At 55.9% G+C, this 14155-nt stretch carries 13 protein-coding genes; 8 read left to right on the plus strand and 5 right to left on the minus strand.

Annotated elements, in window-relative coordinates; genetic code table 11:
• Positions 1-7 precede the first annotated feature (7 nt).
• The 4 genes from SK58_RS17850 to ptsP are packed head-to-tail and all read left to right on the plus strand — an operon-like array spanning position 8 to position 5913.
• Entirely contained in the window at positions 8-1258 is a 1251-nt protein-coding gene (locus tag SK58_RS17850; protein ID WP_017382484.1) for a PTS fructose transporter subunit IIC, read from the plus strand.
• Positions 1259-1269: 11 nt separating this feature from the next.
• On the plus strand, positions 1270-2382 hold the full coding sequence (gene ypdF / locus SK58_RS17855; protein ID WP_048220275.1) for an aminopeptidase: 1113 nt from the start codon (positions 1270-1272) through the stop codon (positions 2380-2382).
• Positions 2355-3395 (plus strand): aminopeptidase, encoded by a 1041-nt coding sequence (gene ypdE, locus SK58_RS17860; protein WP_048220276.1) that lies wholly within the window; start codon positions 2355-2357, stop codon positions 3393-3395. Before ypdF ends, ypdE begins: the two co-directional genes overlap by 28 nt.
• Before the next feature lie 22 nt (positions 3396-3417).
• Entirely contained in the window at positions 3418-5913 is a 2496-nt protein-coding gene (gene ptsP / locus SK58_RS17865) for a phosphoenolpyruvate--protein phosphotransferase (protein WP_045910654.1), read from the plus strand.
• 3 nt (positions 5914-5916) lie between these two features.
• On the opposite strand, the gene SK58_RS17870 is transcribed toward ptsP, so the two are convergent.
• Positions 5917-6771: a helix-turn-helix domain-containing protein gene (locus tag SK58_RS17870; protein ID WP_032671319.1), complete on the minus strand. Its 855-nt coding sequence runs from the start codon at positions 6769-6771 to the stop codon at positions 5917-5919.
• Between the two features lies 1 nt (position 6772).
• Positions 6773-7393: a flavin reductase family protein gene (locus SK58_RS17875; protein ID WP_003858756.1), complete on the minus strand. Its 621-nt coding sequence runs from the start codon at positions 7391-7393 to the stop codon at positions 6773-6775.
• Positions 7394-7655: 262 nt separating this feature from the next.
• Between SK58_RS17875 and rnk the strand changes: the two genes are divergently transcribed.
• Positions 7656-8066 carry a nucleoside diphosphate kinase regulator gene (gene rnk, locus SK58_RS17880; RefSeq protein WP_006809650.1) on the plus strand — a complete coding sequence of 137 codons (411 nt, stop codon included), beginning with the start codon at positions 7656-7658 and terminating at the stop codon, positions 8064-8066.
• Positions 8067-8203: 137 nt separating this feature from the next.
• Positions 8204-8293 (plus strand): small membrane protein YldA, encoded by a 90-nt coding sequence (gene yldA / locus SK58_RS23250; protein WP_015571155.1) that lies wholly within the window; start codon positions 8204-8206, stop codon positions 8291-8293.
• A gap of 10 nt (positions 8294-8303) precedes the next feature.
• Here yldA and SK58_RS17885 read toward each other — a convergent pair whose 3' ends face one another.
• Complete coding sequence (locus tag SK58_RS17885; protein WP_015571156.1) at positions 8304-9542, minus strand: zinc-dependent alcohol dehydrogenase; 1239 nt, start codon at positions 9540-9542, stop codon at positions 8304-8306.
• A gap of 181 nt (positions 9543-9723) precedes the next feature.
• On the opposite strand from SK58_RS17885, the gene uspG reads away from it, so the two are divergent.
• Complete coding sequence (gene uspG, locus SK58_RS17890) at positions 9724-10152, plus strand: universal stress protein UspG (protein ID WP_006809652.1); 429 nt, start codon at positions 9724-9726, stop codon at positions 10150-10152.
• Between the two features lie 59 nt (positions 10153-10211).
• On the opposite strand, the gene ahpF is transcribed toward uspG, so the two are convergent.
• Together ahpF and ahpC are read right to left on the minus strand one after the other, a co-directional pair.
• Positions 10212-11777 (minus strand): alkyl hydroperoxide reductase subunit F, encoded by a 1566-nt coding sequence (gene ahpF, locus SK58_RS17895; RefSeq protein ID WP_017382489.1) that lies wholly within the window; start codon positions 11775-11777, stop codon positions 10212-10214.
• Between the two features lie 188 nt (positions 11778-11965).
• Complete coding sequence (gene ahpC / locus SK58_RS17900) at positions 11966-12529, minus strand: alkyl hydroperoxide reductase subunit C (RefSeq protein WP_014882974.1); 564 nt, start codon at positions 12527-12529, stop codon at positions 11966-11968.
• 621 nt (positions 12530-13150) lie between these two features.
• Here ahpC and SK58_RS17905 point away from each other — a divergent pair.
• Positions 13151-14071 carry a DNA-binding transcriptional repressor CitR gene (locus SK58_RS17905; RefSeq protein WP_045348560.1) on the plus strand — a complete coding sequence of 307 codons (921 nt, stop codon included), beginning with the start codon at positions 13151-13153 and terminating at the stop codon, positions 14069-14071.
• Positions 14072-14155 lie beyond the last annotated feature (84 nt).

The raw sequence follows: 14155 nt of genomic DNA on the forward strand, positions 1-14155 counted from the left end.
TTTCGTCATGGCTATTAAAAAACGCAGCGCGGTTCGCCCGGACAGTCACGAGGGTGACACACTTGCCATCAAATCCGCACCGGTTGCCGCCGGTGCGTCTTTCTGGAAAGAGCTTCCACAGCACATTATGTCGGGGATATCCCGCATGGTGCCAACGCTTATCATGGGCGGGGTTATCCTCGCCATTTCACAGCTCATCGCCTACGTCTGGCTGGAGATCCCGCCTGACACCGGTATTCTCGACGCGCTTAACTCTGGCAAATTCACCGGTTTCAATCTCTCGGTATTGAAATTTGGCTATCTGACCGAATCGTTCGGCGGGCTGCTGTTCAGCTTCGCCATCCCGATGTTTGCCGCCTTTGTCGCCAACTCTATCGGCGGAAAGCTGGCCTTCCCGGCCGGGTTTATCGGTGGCCTTGTCGCCACGCAGCCGACGCTGGTGCTGAACTTTGATGCGGAAAAACTGACCTGGCTTGCCACCAAACCCGTGCCCTCCACGTTTATTGGCGCGCTGATTATCGCCATAGCCGCAGGCTATCTGGTCAAATGGCTGAATAGCCGTATTAACGTACCGCAGTACCTGCTGGCCTTTAAAAGCACCTTTCTGATCCCAATCCTCTCGGCGCTGTTTGTGATGCTGGCGATGTATTACATCATCACGCCGATTGGCGGCTGGCTGAATGCAGGTATGCGGACCGTACTGCTGGCGGCGGGTCAGGCGGGCTCCATGATGTACGCCATCGGGATGGCGGCGGCCACGGCGATTGATCTTGGCGGCCCCATTAACAAAGCGGCGGGATTTGTTGGCCTGGGGCTGACAACCGATCATGTCCTGCCCATCACCTCCCGCGCCGTGGCGATTGTTATTCCGCCCATTGGTCTGGGGCTGGCCACGCTGATTGACCATCGTCTGACCGGCAAACGCCTGTTTAGTCCGCAGCTTTATCCGCAAGGCAAAACGGCCATGTTCCTCGCCTTTATGGGCATCAGTGAAGGGGCCATCCCGTTCCTGCTGGAAAATCCGCTTGCGACGCTGCCGGCGTATATGGCGGGTGCGATCGCGGGTGCGATGACCGCCACCGCGCTCGGTGCCGTGCAGTGGTTCCCTGAATCGGCGATCTGGGCGTGGCCGCTGGTCACCAATCTGGGGGCGTACATGCTCAGTATTGTGGTCGGGGCGGCGATCACCGCGCTGTTGGTCGTGATTATTCGTAACAGTTTGCACAAGCGCGGAAAACTCGCTATCGACACGCTGTAACGGGGTGAACCATGGAATTACTGAGAAGGCTTCGTGCCTGGCTGGCTGCGGAAAAACTGGACGGCGTGCTCATCTCTTCGCGCCAGAATAAACAGCCGCACCTGGGCATTTCAACCGGTTCGGGATATGTGCTGGTGACACAAACCGCGGCACATATCCTGGTGGATTTCCGTTACTACAGCGATATCGCTTCACGAGCGGCGGGCTATGAAATGCACCTGCTTAACACGGAGAACCCGTTTGCGCAGGCGGTGAAACAGATTATTGCGAAGGAAGATCTTACCCGTCTTGGCTTTGAGGGTGAATACGTGAGCTGGCAAACAGGCGTGCTGTGGCGCGATACGCTGGATACCACCCTTTGCAGCACCTCGCTCGACGCGCTGCGGCAGATAAAAACCGCTGACGAAATCGACCGTATCCGTGCAGCATGCGGCATTGCCGACCGCGCCGCACAGCACATCCGGCGTTTCATTCAGCCCGGTATGCGCGAGCGTGAAGTCGCTGCCGAGCTGGAGTGGTTTATGAAGCAGGAGGGTGCGGACAAGCCCTCTTTCGACACCATTGTCGCCAGCGGGCCGCGCGGTGCGCTGCCCCACGGCAAAGCCTCTGACAAAGTGATTATGCCTGGCGAGATGATCACCCTTGATTTCGGCGCCCAACACCAGGGGTATTGCTCGGATATGACAAGGACCTTTCTTGTCGCCGGGCAAAACACGCCGCCGGAGGAGCACCCTCTCTATGCGGTGTACCAGATCGTTCTGGCGGCACAACAGGCGGCCATTGATGCCATCCGCCCCGGCGTTTCCTGTCATCAGATCGATAGCGCCGCACGTTCCGTGATTGAACGTGCAGGTTACGGTCCGCAGTTCGGGCATAACACCGGCCATGCCATTGGTATTGATGTCCATGAAAATCCACGTTTTTCCCCTACCGACCGCACCCCGTTGCAGCCCGGCATGGTGCTGACCGTTGAACCGGGGATCTACCTTGAACACCTGGGCGGGGTACGAATTGAAGATGTGGTGCTGGTGACGGAAACGGGCGCCGAGGTGCTTTATACCCTCGACAAACGGCTATTGCTGACGGGAGAACAAGAGTGGACAGAGATTTACTGCGCGCCCTGAGCGAAGCAGACGCCATTGCGGCCTCAGAGCAAGAGGTGCGCGACATCCTGCTCAGTGAGGCGCAAAAATACCATAAAGAGGTTCAGTTTGATGGGCTGGGTTCCGTGCTTATCCGCGTCAACCAGAGCCGGGGCCCGAAGGTGATGGTCTGCGCCCATATGGATGAAGTCGGTTTTATGGTGCGTAGCGTCTCGCGCGAAGGGGCCATTGATGTCCTGCCCATCGGCAACGTGCGCATGATGGCCCGTACCCTTCAGCCGGTGCGCATCACCACGCGTAACGGGGAAAAAATACCGGGCCTGCTGGATGGAGATCTGAAAGGAGAAAACGTTGACAATTTGCGTGTCGACATTGGCGCGACGTCGGCGGAGGAGGTGTTCGCCGCCGGTATCGACGCAGGCGACCGCGTGGCGTTCGATACACCCTTTCAGACCCTTCCCCACAATCGGGTGATGGGTAAAGCCTTCGACGATCGTCTCGGCTGTTACCTGCTGATCGCGCTGCTGCGTGAGCTGCACCAGACGCCGCTCGACTGCGAGCTTTGGCTGGTGGCCAGCTCAAGTGAAGAGGTCGGCCTGCGCGGGGGCCAGACCGCCACGCGCGCCATTCATCCTGATATCGCGCTGGTGCTGGATACCGCCTGCTGGTCAAAAAATTTCGATTATGGCAGCGCCAACCATCGCCAGATCGGTGCGGGCCCGATGCTGGTGCTGTACGACAAAACGCTCATCGCCCCAGCCAAACTGATTGCGCTGGCTGAGACGATCGCGCGCTCGCAAGGGATCCCGCTGCAAAAAGACATGTTCAGCAACGGCGGAACGGACGGCGGGGCGATCCATCTCTCCGGCACTGGCGTGCCGACTCTTGTGCTTGGTCCCCCAACCCGACACGGGCACTGCGCGGCATCCATTGCCGACGAAAAAGACATTCATCACACCCAACAACTGCTTGTCGCGCTTGTGGCATGCATGAACCGTGAGACCGTGGATCATCTGACGGACTTCAGATGCTGATCTCACGCGGCCAGGAGGAAGTATGCTTTCAATTGAATTTTTCTGCCCACTGCCCAACGGCCTGCATGCGCGTCCGGCCTGGGCGTTAAAAGAGCAGTGCAGCGCATGGCGCAGCGACATCCGTTTTATCAACAGACGGCTTAACACTCACGCGGATGCCAAAAGCTCGCTGGCGCTGATCAGTACCGGTACGCTGTTTAATGACAGCTGCGTGCTGGAAATTAACGGCAGCGACGAGGAGCAGGCCCGACGCGTGCTGGAGGCGTATCTCACCGGCGCGTTTATCGACAGCGACAGTATTCCCTCCGGCGACGCGCCGCACGTTGCGCATCCCCTGCCCCGTTCGCTTGTAAGGCTTGCTCCCCACCTTCAGCACGGCATTACGCTCGCCAGTGGCATCGGGGCTGGCACTCTGCGAGGCTGGCAGAGCGATAACCTCAAACGTTATTGTCAGATCCCCGCCTCGCCGGAAGATATTACCCGCCTGGAACACAGCCTGGCGACGCTGGCTGAACAGCTCAACCACCGCCTGCGCGGGCTGGACGGCGAGAGTAAAACCATTCTCAGCGCGCATCTTTCGCTGATCCAGGATGAGGAGTTTGGCGGCACCATACGCCGACTGATCGCCGAGGAGCGGCTAAGCCTTGCGGAGGCGATCATTCGTAATATGGAGCTGATCTGCGACAAGCTGTCGCTCTCCGCCAGCGACTACCTGCGTGAACGCGTCAGCGATATTCGAGACATCAGCGAGCAGCTTCTTAACATTACCTGGCCGGAGTTGCAGCAAACCTCCGCATTCACCCTCAGCGCTCCCACTATTCTGGTGGCGGAAGATCTGACGCCCAGCCAGTTTCTCAGCCTCGACACGCAGTATCTGAAAGGCATGGTGCTTGAAAAAACAGGCCGGACGTCGCATACGCTGATACTGGCACGCGCGGCCTCCGTGCCTGTGCTGAGTGGTTTAACGGTCGCCTCGCTGGCGCCGTTGATGGGAAAAGAGGTCATTCTGGACGGCATCTGTAGCGTGCTGGTCGTTGAACCCAACGACGCGGTGAATGATTACTATAGCGTGGCGCAGCGCCTTGCCGACCGACGCCACCAGCAGCAGATCAAAGATGCGGGTCTTCCAGCACTCACCCGCGACAACGTACCGGTAGAGATTGCCGCCAACATCGGCAGCGCGCTGGAAGCGCCCGGGGCGTTTACCTGCGGCGCGCAGGGTATCGGGCTGTTTCGCACTGAAATGCTGTATATGGACAGAGACTCCGCGCCGGACGAGCAGGAGCAATTCGAAGCCTATCAGCAGGTGCTGCTCTCCGCGCAGGGCAAGCCGGTCATCTTTCGCACAATGGACATCGGCGGCGATAAGCAGCTCTCTTACCTGAACATTCCCCAGGAAGAAAACCCCTTCCTCGGCTATCGTGCCGTTCGTATTTATCCCGAATTTGCCGATCTCTTCCGCACCCAACTGCGCGCGATCTTACGCGCAGGCGCCAGCGGCAATGCGCTGTTGATGATCCCGATGGTGCACAGCCTCGATCAGATTTTATGGATCAAACAGGAACTGCAAAACGTTCGTGACGCCCTGGCCTCACAGGGGTTACGTCACACCGCGCACCTGCCGCTGGGGATCATGGTTGAAGTGCCTTCAGTCTGCTTTATCATCGATCACTTCTGCGAAGAGGTGGATTTCTTCAGTATCGGCTCGAACGATATGACTCAGTATCTCTACGCTGTCGATCGCAACAACCCGCGAGTTTCGGGGCTGTATAACCCCATCACACCGTCTTTTTTACGCATGGTTCGCCAGATTGTCGCCGCAGCGCATCGTCACGGGAAATGGGTCGGCATTTGCGGGGAACTTGGCGGAGAGCAGCGCTACCTCCCTCTTCTGCTTGGTCTGGGCTTAGATGAGTTCAGCATGAGCGGGCCGCGCATCCCTGCGGTAAAAACCCAGCTGCGTCAGCTGGACATGGCAACCTGCCGGGCGCTGGCGGAAAAGGCCTGCGACAGCCGCAGCGCAGAGGAAATTGAAGCCCTGCTGGCGGATTTCACACCGGAAGCGCCGCCGCGTCCCTTGCTGGCCCTGGAGACTATCGTGGTCAATGAGCCGCTGACCTCAAAAGAGCAGGTGCTTCAGTTCTTATGCGGAAATCTTGCGATTCATGGCAGGACCGAAAACCCGCTCGAACTTGAAGAAGATCTCTGGCAGCGCGAAGAGATTGTCACCACCGCCGTCGGGTTTGGCGTGGCGATCCCTCACACCAAATCGCAATGGATACGCCACTCCAGCATCAGCATTGCACGCCTGGACAAGGCGATTGACTGGGAGTCGGATTTGGGCGACGTCGAGCTGGTGATCATGCTGACGCTCGGCGCTCAGGAAGGGATTAATCACGTGAAGGTCTTTTCCCAGCTGGCGCGGAAGCTGGTCAATAAAACGTTTCGCGAGTCGCTGTTTGCAGCAACGACGCCGCAAAGTATCCTGGATCTGTTGAACGCTGAAATCACGTTCTGACTGTCACTGAAAGCGTGCGCGATACTCCCCCGGCGTCAGGCCAAACTGGCGCCGGAACAGACGGCTAAAATAGTCGCTATCGGCATAGCCGCAGCGCTTCGCCACTTCCCCCACCGGCAGGTGGTATTTTTGCAGGATGGTTCTCGCCTTCGCCATACGCACCCAACGAACGTAATCCACAAAACTCATCGTCCCCTGTTGGGAGAACAGGCGTGACAGATGGTTAGCCGAAATATTAAAAAGCGCGGCGACGCTGTCCCGCGACAGGGATTCAGCATAGTTTTCCTGCACCCAGTTACAAATGCTCTGATAGAGGAAATCCCCGCGCGACAGTCCCGGTTCAGGCAGCGACGACACCACTTTCCGGCACCAGTGCAGCAGGCTCAGCACCAGCGGTTGAATAATGGCCTGATCCTGCGGGGAAGCGCTCAGGTGCGTCAGGGCCATCAGCATCGCAGCACATTCGCCTCGTTCAGGGTGAGGAAGCTCAACGTGTCGCTGCGCAGGCACGGAGCGCCCGTGACGGGTATCATGAAACACCAGCCCCAGCCACGACGGCGCAAAAAGAATGCTCAGCAGCATGACCGGTCGTTCAAACACCGGGACGCTGGCGGCCTGGGCGGGAAGAAACAGCATTTCCCCCTGGCAGAGGGTCTGCTGCCCGGTAACCAGTCTGTTGCCATATTCCCCGCGAAGAACGACATCAAGCCGTGGCCAGTCGCGGCTCACGCTTCCGACAGCGTCAGACGCGCCACGTTGAGCAAACCAGACTCGCCCCAGTTGCTGTGGGTTGAGCACCAGGCCGCTCAACAGATCGGCAAAAAACTGCTGATCGGCGGGCAACAGGGTTGCGTGCATATCACCCCCTGCGCGCATCCGGGCGTACCAGATCGAAGCGATGGCTGTCACTGATGGCGTAGTAGGCCGTCGGTCCACCCGCACGCAGAATGGGCTGCGCTTTCGCGGTCTGGTAAATCCCCTCTTCCAGCAAACTCTCGGCGATATGGACGCCCACGACTTCGCCGAGCACCAGCCAGGTATCAATCGGTGTCCCATCCGCGCCGGTAAGCTGAATGCACTGTGACAATCGACACTCGAAATTCACCGGGCTTTCCGCCACGCGCGGCGAGCTCACAAGCTGGCTGGCAACGGGCGTCAGGCCGGCAAAGGTAAATTCATCCTCGCCATGAGGGAGCGTGGCGGAGGTTTCATTCATCGCCTCGGCGAGATCGCGCGTTGCGAGGTTCCAGACAAACTCCCCCGTTTCGGTAATATTCCGCACGCTATCCTTCCAGCCGTTGCTGGAAAAACCAATGATCGGTGGGCGATAGTTAAAGCAGTTAAAGAAGCTGTACGGGGCAAGGTTCAGTTGACCGGCCTTATCACAGGATGAGATCCAGCCAATCGGACGTGGACCGATAATGGCGTTCAGCGGGTCGTGCGGCAGGCCGTGCCCCTGAGACGGTTGGTAAAAGTACATATCGCTCTCTCTACGCTGGGGCTGCAACGCGCATTGCCCGGGTTCAGTCTTTCCAGCGTAACGAAATTTCCGTTCAGCGTGAATCGGGACGCCGGGTTTATTGCCAAAAATTCATATGGCGCATGATTGTGACCTTCATCACTTCAAACTTACGGTTTCAGACAGTATCATCAGATAAGTTAAACCCTCGCTGCCAGACGGCGAGGGTTTTCTTTTGGATTGGTTTCTGCGTTACACGCAGCATTAACGACATGGAGTAAAAATGTCCAGACCTACGATTATCATCAATGAACTCGACGCAGAACGTATTGACCGACTGTTGGAGAAACCAGAATTCGCCTCGCTGCCGGTAGCCGATGCGCTGAACGAAGAGCTCGACCGGGCGCAGATGTGTACGCCTGAGACCATGCCGCATGATGTGGTCACCATGAACAGCCAGGTGAAGTTCCGCAACCTGACCACCGGAGAGGAGCTCACCCGTACGCTGGTCTATCCGGCGCAGATGACCGACAGCAGCACGCAACTGTCGGTGCTGGCACCCGTGGGCGCGGCGCTGCTTGGACTGCGCACGGGCGATACCATCCACTGGGAACTCCCGGGCGGCGCCTCAGCTCACCTGGAAGTGCTTGAGCTGCTCTACCAGCCCGAAGCCGCTGGCGATTACCTGCGTTAATCCCTTCTGAACAAGCGACCCCGCTTTGCACAGAGGATGCACCCGCATCCTCTTTCCGCAAATTCACCCTATTGTGCTATACCGGACAAAAACCGCTTAATCCACGCTTAGTCTGTTGTAGTGCCGTGGGGACGGTCATGGGTGAGATACTTGTTATCACACTGGTTTTTCTCATCATCCTGGCGATCCTCGTCGTGGCGGTGCTGTATCTTGAGCGCCACTGGTGAGTGAGGAACCTCACACAACGCCGCCGGGGAAGGCATTCACCAGTCCCTTCACTTTCTGCTGCGCTGCCTCCGGGGTGTCTGCGCCAGGCACCAGGATCACCTTGCGGCACTCCTCCTCCCGTTTTTCGAAGATCTTATAGGCGCGTTCCGCATCAGCCAGCGGAAGATAGTGGGTCACAATATCTTCCGGGGTAAGCAGCCCTTTTTCGATGAGCGGCAGCAGCTCTCCCAGCCAGGCATGGACGTGGGTCTGCCCCATCTTAAAGCTCAGCCCTTTATCGAAGGCATCGCCAAACAGGAAGCCGTGAATAAAACCGGCGTACACGCCCGGCACGCTGACCACGCCGCCGCGTCGCACCGCAGCAATGCACTGGCGCAGGGCTTTGCCGCTGCTGCCTTCAATTTTCAGGTTACTGAGGATCGTTTCCGTGGTGCTGCCTTTGGCCTCAAACCCGACGGCATCAATCACCGCATCCACTCCGCGCTGTCCGGCCGTTTGCTCAATGATTTTCTCCGCCGCGTCGTTATCGTCATCAAAGTTAATCGGGATCGCGCCGTAGCGCTCCTGGGCAAACCGCAGTCGATAGGGATGATGGTCAACCACGAAAATCTGCTCTGCGCCGAGAAGCCGCGCGCAGGCAATGGTCAGTAACCCCACCGGCCCGGCCCCGAATACGGCGACGCTGGAGCCTTTCTGGATCTGCGCATTTTTTGCCGCCTGCCAGGCGGTAGGCAGAATATCTGACAGGAAAAGCGCTTTGTCGTCAGACAGCAGCTGGGGCACTTTAAACGGCCCCACGTTGCCTTTCGGGACGCGCACATACTCCGCCTGTCCGCCCGGCACGCCGCCGTAAAGATGGCTGTAGCCAAACAGCGCGGCAGGGGCGGGAATTTGCTTTTTGTTCAGCGCCGCGCCCTGCCCGCGGTTCGTGTTTTCGCAGGCCGCGTACTGTTGCATCTGGCAAAAGAAGCAGTCACCGCAGGCAATCACAAACGGGATCACCACCCGGTCACCTTTCTGCACGTTTTTCACTTCGCTCCCGCACTCCACCACCTCGCCCATAAATTCATGACCAAAGATATCGCCGTGCTGGACCTTGGGAATTTTTCCGCGATAAAGATGCAAATCAGAACCACAGATCGCCGTGGCCGTTACGCGCAGGATGATATCGTCAGGCTGTTCGATGCCCGGATCGGGGACATTATCGACCCGAACATGATGTGGACCGTGATAGGTGAGAGCTTTCATGCAACCTCCGAAAGGGTGTGGGTAAGCTTATAAAAGGGTAGCTACCTCTCGGGATCTGCCCCGGAATCCGGCTGTTTTGAGATTTATCCTGGCGAGATAAAAAAGTGCTGTCGGGATTACAGAAACCTTTTATATTTTGTGGTTGAATGATTTCAGCGTTTATAAACAAGGAGAAACGGTTATGTATCAAACAATCATTATGCCGGTTGATGTTTTCGAAATGGAACTGAGTGATAAGGCTGTACGTCACGCGGAATTTCTCGCGCAGCAGGACGGAGTTATTCATCTTCTGCATGTTTTACCGGGCTCTGCCAGCCTGAGCCTGCATCGTTTCGCTGCTGATGTGCGTCGTTTTGAAGAGCATTTACAGCATGAAGCCGAGACACGCCTGCAAACCATGGTCGGGCACTTCAGCATCGATCCTTCCCGCATCAAAACCCACGTCCGGTTCGGTAGCGTGCGCGACGCCGTTAATGAGCTGGCGGGGGAATTAAATGCCGACGTGGTAGTGATTGGTTCACGTAACCCTTCCATCACCACTCACCTGCTGGGGTCGAACGCCTCCAGCGTGATCCGCCACACCCACATTCCGGTGATGGTCGTGAGATAAAAAAAGAGGCCACCTTTTGGTGGCCTCTGGCATTGCAGGTGTCGTCTTGCTTTCTTTTATTATGCGGTTTTGGTGCGGATCAGATAATCAAACGAGCTCAGCGACGCTTTCGCACCTTCGCCAGTGGCGATGATGATCTGTTTGTACGGCACGGTGGTGCAGTCGCCCGCCGCAAATACGCCCTTCACGCTGGTTTCGCATTTCGCATCAATGATGATCTCGCCCATGCGGTTGCGCTCAATCGCGCCTTCCAGCCAGGTGGTGTTTGGCAGCAGGCCAATCTGAACAAAGATCCCTGCCAGCGCCACGCTGTGGATATCGCCACTCACGCGGTCACGGTATTCCAGACCGGTCACTTTGCTGCCGTCGCCTTTCACTTCTGTCGTCTGGGCATTGAGCACAATATCGACGTTATTCAGGCTACGCACCTTATCCTGCAACACCTGGTCCGCTTTCATCTCCGGGGCGAACTCCAGCAGGGTAACGTGTTCAACAATTCCCGCCAGATCGATAGCCGCTTCCACGCCGGAGTTACCGCCGCCGATCACCGCTACGCGTTTACCTTTGAATAGCGGGCCGTCACAGTGCGGGCAATAGGTCACGCCTTTGGTGCGATACTGATCTTCGCCCGGGACGTTCATGTTGCGCCATTTCGCGCCGGTGGCAATGATCACGCTGCGCGCCTTCAGCACCGCGCCGGACGCCGTTTCAATCTGGTGCAAACCACCCTCGACCGCGGCCGGAACCAGTTTGCTGGCGCTCTGGCTGTCAATGACATCCACGTCGTAGTCGCTGACGTGCGCTTTCAACGCCCCGGCCAGCTTCTGGCCTTCGGTTTTCGGCACGGAAATGTAGTTTTCAATGTCAACGGTATCCAGAACCTGACCACCGAAACGCTCCCCCATCAGACCGGTACGGATCCCTTTACGTGCGGAGTAGACCGCTGCCGCCGCGCCCGCCGGGCCGGAGCCAACAATCAGTACGTCGTACGCATCGCGTTGGTTCAACTCTTCCGCCGCACGTTTTTCTGCGCCGGTATCCACTTTGGCGACGATTTCGGTCAAGGTCATACGCCCCTGGCCGAACTCCTGACCATTCAGGTAAACCGCCGGAACGCCCATCACGTTGCGCTCGGTGATTTCGTTCTGGAACGTACCGCCGTCAATCGCCGTGTGCTTAATGCGTGGGTTGAGGACTGACATCAGGTTCAGCGCCTGCACCACGTCCGGACAGTTATGGCAGGAGAGTGAGTAATAGGTTTCAAACTCAAAATCACCATCGATATCGCGGATCTGCTCCAGCAGCGCCTGCGCTTCTTTTGACGGATGACCACCGGTCCACAGCAGCGCCAGCACCAGGGACGTAAATTCGTGCCCCAGCGGAGAGCCCGCGAAACGCGGCCCCTGGTCAGACCCTGGGTTGGCGATCAGGAAAGAAGGCTTACGGACTGCCAGCGTGTTGTCTTCTTTGAAGGTCACCTTCGGCGACAGCTCAGCAATCTCTGTCAGCAGCGCTTTGATTTCTGCCGATTTCGCGCTGTCGTCCAGCGTGGCAATCAGCTCAACAGGTTTGGTCAGTTTCTCAAGGTAGGCCTTGAGCTGGGTTTTCATGTTAGCGTCGAGCATTATTCTTCCCTCTCTTAAAACGTCATCATGCAAGCCGCCTTATACGGGCTGCCTGAATGCAACTTGCATCATGGTGCTGGAATGAAATGGGCGCGGGGAGCGCCCATTGATTGCCGGGTGGCACTTCGTTTACCCGGCCTACGATACTGTAGGCCTGTGCAAGCGTAGCGCCGCTAGGCTTTACAGACTTAGATCTTGCCAACCAGGTCCAGAGATGGCGCCAGCGTCGCTTCGCCTTCTTTCCATTTCGCCGGGCACACTTCGCCTGGGTGAGAAGCAACGTACTGAGCCGCTTTCACTTTGCGCAGCAGGTCAGATGCATCACGGCCGATACCTTCAGCGGTAACTTCGATAGCCTGGATAATGCCCTGCGGGTCAACAACGAAGGTCGCGCGGTCTGCCAGGCCTTCATCTTCACGCATGTTGTCGAAGTTACGGGTCAGGGCGCCAGTCGGGTCGCCGATCATCGCGTATTTGATTTTCGCGATAGTTTCAGAGCTGCTGTGCCACGCTTTGTGGGTGAAGTGGGTATCGGTAGAAACAGAGTAAACGTCTACGCCCAGCTTTTGCAGTTCTTCGTAGTGGTCTGCCACGTCGCCCAGTTCGGTCGGGCAAACGAAGGTGAAGTCAGCCGGATAGAAGAAGAACACGCTCCAGCGGCCTTCGGTATCTTTCTCAGTTACTTCGATGAACTCACCGTTTTTGAACGCCTGGTTTTTGAAAGGTTTAATTTTGGTGTTAATCAAGGACATCTGTACTTCCTCCGTGTTTTCGTTGAGATGTAAGGTAACCAACTTTGTTCATCGGGGCTAATGCGTATGCTTTATCAAATCAATCAGCCAAACCTTACAACAGCAACAAGACAGCAAGGTGAACCTTTTACAGGAAAGCCTGAAAGTAAAAAGGCCGCCTCAACGGGCGGCCCTGATACCTGAATTCCCCGCAGGTACATTCAGTGCCAGCCGAAGCTGGCGTTGCGTTGCGCTCTACATACCTTGTATCAAGGCCGTAACAGCGGTTTGATTACAGCATCCGTGCGCGCATTGAGCAATGCATAAGAGGGATAGTCCTGCCTATGGTTGTGATAGGCAGAATCGAACAGGTCTCAGAAACGTTATAAATTTAATTTCATTATAAATTTCGCGCTATATATAAATGCCAGTTGTCATTCAAATAATTCAATCACACTTTAAAGATAAAATTATCTTAATAAATCTTGAAGTTGTGTTTCAATAATCCAAAGCCGTGATATATTAAGATCACTTAATTTTTAAATTAAGCGAGTTACCCCCACGGATTGTTAAAGGTAACTTCCCTCTGTCGTACTCCATGATGTGATAACGACAGCAAACACAGCACACTCAGGACGAAACATGGCCAACCTCTACGACCTAAAAAAATTCGATCTCAATCTGTTAGTCATCTTCGAATGCATTTACCAACATCTCAGTATCAGTAAGGCTGCCGAGACACTTTATATCACGCCATCCGCCGTGAGCCAGTCGCTGCAACGTCTGCGTGGCCAGCTCAATGACCCCCTGTTCATCCGCTCAGGTAAGGGAATTACGCCGACCACGGTGGGCACCAACCTGCATCATCATCTTGAACAGAATCTCAACCAAATTGAGCAGACGATCAACATGATGCATCACTCGGACATCAAGAAAAAGTTCGTTATCTATTGCTCTCAAATGATGTCGCCCGGCTATATGCTCGAACCAATGAAGCTGCTAATGTCAGAGGAAAATTACGAGATAGAACAACGAGATATGCTTATCTCTCCGGAATCCGCAGAGGACCTGCTCGCCTACCGTAAAGCCGACCTGATCTTTACTATTGCCCCAATTAAGAATCGCTCTGTGGTGTGTTCTCACTTTGCCACGGTGCCAATAGCGTTAATCTGCCGAGAAAACCACCCAAGACTCGCCGATACGGTCAGTCTTGAAGCGTTATACCGGGAAAAATTCACCTTTTACCAGAGTGCGCACCCGGGCGTTAAAGAGTTCCAGAATCGCGCCAATGACCTTTTCCCGGAAAGAGATATTGCTTTTCGCACGGACTCCATCAGCTCGCTTATCTCCATGGTCAGTTCATCTGATCTGTTAGGCTTTATACCCGTATCAATCTATGAAGCCTATAAAGAGACGTTAAAAATAAAACGGATCGCCGCCCCATTTGAATTGCCCGAAATACATGTCTATATGCTTTACAGCCGTTCATCGCTGAACAGCAGCGTTTTTTCAACGTTCATTGAGAAAATGCATAAACTCTGTCTTTCCGCTCCATCTGCGTAAAATCATTTATATGATGAATATAAAAATCGCAAACTGAAAAAATGATCCCGTGAAAATAATGAAAAATGATTTCATAATATCGTC

The sequence above is a fragment of the Enterobacter sp. BIDMC93 genome, assembly GCF_001037805.1.
Taxonomy (GTDB): Bacteria; Pseudomonadota; Gammaproteobacteria; order Enterobacterales; family Enterobacteriaceae; genus Enterobacter; species Enterobacter hormaechei_C.

What these genes read in the sequence shown, in the direction of transcription:
- ptsP (WP_045910654.1), top strand. Translation starts at nt 3,418, where the DNA reads ATGCTTTCAATTGAATTTTTCTGCCCACTGCCCAACGGCCTGCATGCG.
- uspG (WP_006809652.1), top strand. Translation starts at nt 9,724, where the DNA reads ATGTATCAAACAATCATTATGCCGGTTGATGTTTTCGAAATGGAACTG.
- ypdF (WP_048220275.1), top strand. Translation starts at nt 1,270, where the DNA reads ATGGAATTACTGAGAAGGCTTCGTGCCTGGCTGGCTGCGGAAAAACTG.
- rnk (WP_006809650.1), top strand. Translation starts at nt 7,656, where the DNA reads ATGTCCAGACCTACGATTATCATCAATGAACTCGACGCAGAACGTATT.
- SK58_RS17905 (WP_045348560.1), top strand. Translation starts at nt 13,151, where the DNA reads ATGGCCAACCTCTACGACCTAAAAAAATTCGATCTCAATCTGTTAGTC.
- SK58_RS17885 (WP_015571156.1), bottom strand. Translation starts at nt 9,542, where the DNA reads ATGAAAGCTCTCACCTATCACGGTCCACATCATGTTCGGGTCGATAAT.
- yldA (WP_015571155.1), top strand. Translation starts at nt 8,204, where the DNA reads ATGGGTGAGATACTTGTTATCACACTGGTTTTTCTCATCATCCTGGCG.
- ahpC (WP_014882974.1), bottom strand. Translation starts at nt 12,529, where the DNA reads ATGTCCTTGATTAACACCAAAATTAAACCTTTCAAAAACCAGGCGTTC.
- ahpF (WP_017382489.1), bottom strand. Translation starts at nt 11,777, where the DNA reads ATGCTCGACGCTAACATGAAAACCCAGCTCAAGGCCTACCTTGAGAAA.
- SK58_RS17850 (WP_017382484.1), top strand. Translation starts at nt 8, where the DNA reads ATGGCTATTAAAAAACGCAGCGCGGTTCGCCCGGACAGTCACGAGGGT.
- SK58_RS17875 (WP_003858756.1), bottom strand. Translation starts at nt 7,393, where the DNA reads ATGTACTTTTACCAACCGTCTCAGGGGCACGGCCTGCCGCACGACCCG.
- SK58_RS17870 (WP_032671319.1), bottom strand. Translation starts at nt 6,771, where the DNA reads ATGCACGCAACCCTGTTGCCCGCCGATCAGCAGTTTTTTGCCGATCTG.